This window comes from Duffyella sp. Ts4 (genome assembly GCF_051851875.1).
In the GTDB taxonomy this organism is placed as follows: Bacteria; Pseudomonadota; Gammaproteobacteria; order Enterobacterales; family Enterobacteriaceae; genus Duffyella; species Duffyella gerundensis.
In genome coordinates this window covers 126,002-132,267 of record NZ_JBLYPN010000009.1, presented here as the reverse complement: position 1 = coordinate 132,267, position 6,266 = coordinate 126,002, and the positions used below count along the sequence as shown (strand labels likewise).

Annotated in this window: 5 protein-coding genes; all 5 read right to left on the bottom strand. The window is 58.3% G+C overall.

Going from position 1 to position 6,266, the window contains the following annotated elements; all coding sequences use genetic code 11:
• Positions 1-143: 143 nt before the first annotated feature.
• The 5 genes from yegS to ACJY2L_RS14380 all read right to left on the bottom strand — a co-directional run bounded on the left by yegS (position 144) and on the right by ACJY2L_RS14380 (position 6,254).
• Entirely contained in the window at positions 144-1,043 is a 900-nt protein-coding gene (gene yegS / locus ACJY2L_RS14400; protein ID WP_439212384.1) for a lipid kinase YegS, read from the bottom strand.
• Between the two features lie 258 nt (positions 1,044-1,301).
• Positions 1,302-2,654 (bottom strand): prephenate-dependent tRNA uridine(34) hydroxylase TrhP, encoded by a 1,353-nt coding sequence (gene trhP, locus ACJY2L_RS14395; RefSeq protein ID WP_439212383.1) that lies wholly within the window; start codon positions 2,652-2,654, stop codon positions 1,302-1,304.
• Between the two features lie 94 nt (positions 2,655-2,748).
• Complete coding sequence (gene baeR / locus ACJY2L_RS14390) at positions 2,749-3,456, bottom strand: two-component system response regulator BaeR (RefSeq protein WP_439212382.1); 708 nt, start codon at positions 3,454-3,456, stop codon at positions 2,749-2,751.
• A 12-nt stretch (positions 3,457-3,468) separates the two neighbouring features.
• Positions 3,469-4,848 (bottom strand): two-component system sensor histidine kinase BaeS, encoded by a 1,380-nt coding sequence (gene baeS / locus ACJY2L_RS14385; RefSeq protein WP_067432134.1) that lies wholly within the window; start codon positions 4,846-4,848, stop codon positions 3,469-3,471.
• The gene (locus ACJY2L_RS14380; protein WP_439212669.1) at positions 4,845-6,254 is read right to left on the bottom strand and encodes an MFS transporter; all 1,410 of its coding nucleotides are present in this window, start codon (positions 6,252-6,254) and stop codon (positions 4,845-4,847) included. Before ACJY2L_RS14380 ends, baeS begins: the two co-directional genes overlap by 4 nt.
• Positions 6,255-6,266 lie beyond the last annotated feature (12 nt).

Below are 6,266 nucleotides of genomic sequence, written 5' to 3'. Positions count from 1 at the left end.
AACGAAATAGCCGTTGACCTGGCACTTAACGGGCTGCCTTCAGGCAGAACGAAATGGCCGTTGACCTTGGCCTTAATAGCCAGCCTGCAAGGCGGAAGAAATAGCCGTTGACCTTAAGCCAGGCTGCCTGCCAGGCAGAACAACTATGCCAATAACTCACATTGCGGTGGCAAACGGCATGCCAGCGCTTTTGGCATCACCTCAATGCGAAACTCGGTGCCGGAGAGCGGCTCGCCGTCGAGGTTAAAGGTCATCTCGTTGGGCGAACGGATGGTCAGCCATGGCAGGGAGGTCGTGACCACGTTGGGGTTTTCATCATCGCTGGTCAGCGAGTGCAGCAGTGTCGGCAGCAGTTCCTGCGACGTCACCACGCTCAGGGCGAGCAGCCCGTCGTTGATCAACGCCTGCGGACAGAGCCGCTGGCCGCCGCCGGCCTGACGGCCATTGCCGATGCCGATCACCAGCGCGTCGCCCTGCCAGCTGAAATCCGGACCTTCAATTTTGCAGCTGTCGGCTTTCAGCTGATCCATGCGCATCAGGCCGTGAATAAAGTAAGAGACGCCGCCCAGCGCCGACTTTAACTTCTCCGGCGTTTCGGTGGTGATGCGCGTACCAAAACCGCCGGTCGCCATATTGATAAAATAGCGATCCTGGTTGACCCGAGCGAGATCGATTTTGGTCGCCTTGCCGCGTAGCGCCAGACGCAGCGCCGCCTCCATCTCTTGAGGAATACCGGCGCTGGTGGCGAAATCGTTAGCGGTGCCCAGCGGTAAAATACCAAGCACCGGATAATCGCGGGGTTCACGCTGTGCCAGCGCGGTAGCGACCTCATTAATGGTGCCATCACCGCCGCCAGCCACCACGGTGGCCGCGCCCAGCGCGATCGCTTCTTCGACGTAGCGCAGCGCATCGCCCGATTCAAAGGTCACGCGTACAGCGATATCAAAACCTTCTTCCCGCAGCGTGCTAATCGCCTCGCGCAGTTCGTCATTGCCCGCGCCTTTTCCATTGAGAATAATGAGCGTCAGTGAGCCATTTTCCATTCTTATTTCCTTGTTCACGCATGAATCATGATGAGGTTATAGCACAGGCCAGGAAAGAGACACATGGGGATAATCTATTTATAGAATGCGGAGGGTGAGGCGACAAAAAAAAGAAAACCCGCACGGGGGAGCCGGGCGGGCGAATGAGGTGGAGCTTAAAGCTTGCCTTCGTTATTGCTCGTTGGAAGCAGGCGCAATAATAACGAATTGTGCTATTGAAGTTTGTGACCGCATTCTAAATCCTTAACGAAACGGCCATTACCCGCCGTGATTGTTACCCTTTTGCAGGTTACGCATCAATAACGCGTATTCAAGCGGTACATCTTCCGGCAGGGGCAGCCACACCCGATGACCGTCACCCGGTGCCACCTCAACGCTTTCCCCTTTGGCGTTTTCCATCTGTGACAGCACAAAGTTCACGTTGCCCTGCGGCGTCATCAGCTCAAGGCTGTCGTGCAGACAGAACTTATTTTTCACCGCCACTTCAGCCAGCGGGCCACGGCGCTGGCCGCTGAACTCACCGACAAACTGCTGACGCTCGGAAACCGAATGACCACGCTCATAATTTTGATAGCTGTCATGCGTGTGTCGGCGCAAAAATCCTTCGGTGTAACCGCGATGCGCCAGGCCTTCCAGCGTATCCAGCAGGCTGCTGTCAAAGGGCTTGCCGGCCGCCGCGTCATCAATGGCGCGTCGATAGACCTGCGCCGTGCGTGCGCAGTAGTAATAAGATTTGGTGCGACCCTCGATTTTTAACGAATGCACGCCCATCTGGCTCAGCCGCTCTACGTGGGCCACGGCGCGCAGATCTTTGGAGTTCATGATGTAAGTGCCGTGCTCGTCCTCAAAGGCAGGCATGTATTCGCCGGGACGCATCGCCTCTTCCAGCATAAATACCCGATCGGTCGGCGCGCCTTCGCCCAGCGTCGGCGCAACGGTGGTGACCGGAATGGGTTGATATTGATGAACGATATTGCCCGCATCATCCTGTTTGCCTTCCTGCACCTTATATTCCCAGCGGCAGGCGTTGGTGCAGGTTCCCTGATTGGGATCGCGTTTATTGATGTAACCGGACAGCAGACAGCGGCCGGAATAGGCCATGCAGAGGGCGCCGTGGACAAAGATTTCCAGCTCCATCTCCGGCACCTGCTGACGAATCTCCGCAATCTCCTCCAGCGACAATTCGCGCGACAAAATCACCCGCGTTAGCCCCATCTGTTGCCAGAATTTCACCGTCGCCCAGTTTACCGCGTTGGCCTGCACCGACAGATGAATCGCCATCTGGGGGAAAGCCTCGCGCACCAGCATGATCAGGCCGGGATCGGACATGATCAGCGCATCTGGCTGCATGGCGATCACCGGCGCCAGATCGCGGATAAAAGTTTTCAGCTTGGCGTTATGGGGCGCGATGTTGACCACCACGTAGAATTTTTTGCCCAGCTGATGCGCCTCGGCGATACCGATAGCCAGATTCTCATGGGTAAATTCATTGTTTCGCACGCGCAGGCTGTAACGTGGCTGGCCGGCATATACCGCGTCTGCGCCATAGGCAAACGCATAACGCATGTTTTTCAGCGTCCCGGCCGGAGAGAGCAGTTCCGGTTTAAACATAATGTCTCAGTCTGATGTCAGGTCAGCAGGGGCGATCGAGTCGCCCCACAAAAGGCAGGGATTTTAAATAGGGGCAGGGTGAAAAAGCAATGCGTCAGATCAAATGACAGAGATCCGCTTCCCAGCGATAGCCCATGCCATATACCGCGCGGATAAACGGCTGGTCGGCATCCAGCAGCTCCAGCTTGCGCCGCAGGTTTTTGATGTGGCTGTCGATGGTGCGATCGGTGACCACGCGATAATCGTCATAAAGGTGGTTCAGCAGCTGCTCGCGGGAGAAGACCTTGCCCGGTTCCAGCGACAGCGTTTTCAGCAGCCGAAACTCAGCGGGCGTGAGATCGATCGGCTGTTCGCGCCAGCTCGCCTGAAAGCGGCTTTCATCAATTTTTAGCAGCGAAGCCTGGGCCACTTCTTCCGGTTTTGGCTTGCAGCGGCGCAGAATGGTTTTGACCCGCGCCACCACTTCTCGTGGGCTGAACGGCTTACAGATGTAATCATCGGCACCGATTTCCAGCCCCAGCAGCCGGTCGATCTCCTCAATTTTTGCCGTCACCATAATAATCGGCAGCTCGGAAAAACGGCGGATATCGCGACAAATCGACAGGCCATCTTTGCCCGGCAGCATCAAATCAAGTAGCAGCAGATCGGGCGGCGTCTGTTGCACATAGTCAATCACCTCATCGCCGCGGGCGATGTGGTGGGTACGGAAATTCGCCGCCTGGAGATAATCGATCATCAGCTGGGCAAGCTTGGGTTCATCTTCCACCACCAGGATCAGCGGTTCATAATATTGCTGGCTCATATTGTCACTTCGTCAGGGGAGATAGGGCAAGTCTAGCGTGATTTCCAGTCCACCTGAATCAGAGTGCGTCGCAGAGAGCGTGCCATCGTGCGCTTCGGCGATATTTTTGCAGATCGCCAGGCCCAGACCTGACCCGCCGCTGGCCCGATTGCGTGAGCTTTCGGTACGATAAAAACGTTCAAACAAGTGGTGCAGCTGATGCTCTTCCACGCCCGGCGCGCTGTCAGCAAAGCGCAGCTGCCAGCGTGAACCCGTCTGGTGCAGACTGACGCGCAGCTCACCGCCGCTGTTGGTGTAGCGCAGGCTGTTTTCCATCAGATTGGTGAACAGCTGCATCAGGCGATCGGCATCGCCAAAAAACGGCGCTTCGTCGGGTAGATCCAGCGTCAGCCGCAGCGAATGTGCCGCAAAACGCGACTGAAAGCTGCCCGCCACCAGTTCAACCAGCGCCACCAAATCGGTTTGCTGTTTACGGTAGGCCAGCGCGCCCGCATCGGAGAGCGACAGCTGGTGCAGGTCGTCCACCAGTTTGGTCAGCGTGGTCACTTCCATTTGCAGCGAGGCGAGTGCCTCCGGCGTCAGTTTACGCACACCATCCTGCATCGCTTCCAGCTCGCCACGCAGGATCGCCAGCGGCGTGCGCAGCTCATGAGAAATGTCAGCCATAAAGGCGCGACGCATCTGCTCATTTTTTTCCAGCGAACCGGCCAGCAGGTTAAAATCCTGCGCCAGCTGACCGAGTTCATCGCGGCTGCCCACTTCCACCCGACTGGAGAAATTGCCCGCCGCCAGCCGGTGCGTGCCTTCAACCAACCGTCTGACCGGCGCCAGCAGACCGCGCGCCATGAGCCAGGTGACCAGCGCCGCCACCAGCGTCGAGAGCCCAACGATCAGCCAGCTGGTACGTCGCTGCTGCTGATCGAAGTTGATATCAGTGCTGCGCGTCAGTCGCTCCGGCGGCGAGCCGATCACCCAGCCCACCACCTTTTTATTGCTGGTGGTGATTTTTTGCCGTGAACCTTCCGGCGGCACCGGCGAGCGCGGGCCAACCAGCACGCGGTACTGCTGATCGATAATCCAGAACTGCGTGCGCCAGCCGTGCGGCGGTAGCTGGCTGCTGCTGTCAGGGTTCTGCTCCAGCGAGCGCAGGATGCCAAAGGCCAGCCGATCGTTGTTGCGCAGAAAATCCCAGTTGCCATGCTGCTCATACTGTTCGGCCAGCGCGCTGCTGAGCATTTGCAGGCGCTGTTCGTTGCCGCGCTTGATGTAATCGACAAAGCCGTGCTCAAAGCTCAGGCGCACGCCCCAGTGCATAGTGATCAGCACCAGCATGCAGGTGGAGAAAATGGCCAGAAACAGCTTGCCGCTGATGCCTAAACGCAGCGCATTCATACGGATTTACTCCGGCGCGGCAGCACGTCATTCGCGCCGATATCGGAAGGCACGCGCCAGAACACCAGCGCGGGCAGCACGATCACCACCGCCATGCAGAGATAGGTATAAACAAAGGTGTGATGCACGGCGCCGCTGTCGGCAACGGCCGGATGGCCGAAGGCGCCCAGCAACAGACCCGCCACGGTCACACCGATGCTCATCGACAGCTGCATGATCATCGACAGCAGGCTGTTGCCGCTCGAGGCGAGTTCATCCGGCAGCGTTTTCAGCGTCAGGGTATTCATCGAGGAGAAACGAATGGCATTAACCATGCCCTGCAGAAACAGCACCACCGGCAGCGCCCAGGTCCAGCCCAACAGCGCTACCAGCGGAAACAGCGCCACCACGGCGGCGAGCGCAATGGTGGAGCCGACCAGCACGTGACGGTAGCCGAAGCGGTTGACGATCTGCACCACCACGCGCTTCATGCCCATGTTACCGAGCACCATCGGAATCATCATCAGCCCGGCGTGAAACGGCGTGTAACCCATACCAAGCTGCAAAAACAGCGGCGTCATAAAGGGCAGCATGCCACTGCCGATGCGGCCGGTCAGGCTGCCCAGCAGGCCAATAGAATAGATGCGATTTTCAAACAGTCGCAGGCTGAACAGCGCATTGTTGTTGTTGCGGGCATGCATCAGATAGAACAGCAGCGAAAAGATGCCCACCAGAATCAGCACGCCAGGCAGCAGCGCCGGGCCTGAACTGCCGTGTTGGCCATCCAGTGCCAGAGTCAGTGTGGCCATCCCGGCGGCGATCATCAGGTAGCCGAGAAAGTCAAAGCGCCGGGTTTTCATACGGTAGTTGGGCATCAGCTTTAGCGTGGCGATGGCGCCCACAATGCCGACCGGCAGGTTAATCAGGAAGATCCAGTGCCAGCTGGCATACTCAACCAGCACGCCGCCCAGCGCCGGGCCAACCAGCGGGCCAATCTGTCCCGGCAGCGTGACAAAGGTCATCGCAGCCATGTATTGATCGCGCGGCACAATCTTCATCACCGTCAGGCGGCCAACCGGCACCATCATGGCGCCGCCAATGCCCTGAACCACGCGCGCCATCACCAGTTGATCCAGCGTACCGGCCAACGCGCAGAGCAGCGAACCGAGGCTGAACAGCACAATGGCGCTGAAGAACACGTTGCGCACGCCAACGCGGTCCGCCAGCCAGCCGCTGACCGGCAGCATGATCGCCACGGTCAGCACATAAGAGACGATCACCGAGTGCATGTTCAGCGGATCAACATTGAGATCGCGTGCCATGGCGGGCAGGGCGGTATTAACAATGGTGGTATCCAGCGTCTGCATAAAAAAGCCAAACGCGACAATCCACAGCTGCCAGCGCACCGTCGCCGGCTGAGTATTCATCATGAAGTCCTC

Excerpts from the sequence above, each read along its gene's own strand:
- baeR (WP_439212382.1), bottom strand. The coding sequence starts at position 3,456 with ATGAGCCAGCAATATTATGAACCGCTGATCCTGGTGGTGGAAGATGAA.
- trhP (WP_439212383.1), bottom strand. The coding sequence starts at position 2,654 with ATGTTTAAACCGGAACTGCTCTCTCCGGCCGGGACGCTGAAAAACATG.
- yegS (WP_439212384.1), bottom strand. The coding sequence starts at position 1,043 with ATGGAAAATGGCTCACTGACGCTCATTATTCTCAATGGAAAAGGCGCG.
- ACJY2L_RS14380 (WP_439212669.1), bottom strand. The coding sequence starts at position 6,254 with ATGAATACTCAGCCGGCGACGGTGCGCTGGCAGCTGTGGATTGTCGCG.
- baeS (WP_067432134.1), bottom strand. The coding sequence starts at position 4,848 with ATGAATGCGCTGCGTTTAGGCATCAGCGGCAAGCTGTTTCTGGCCATT.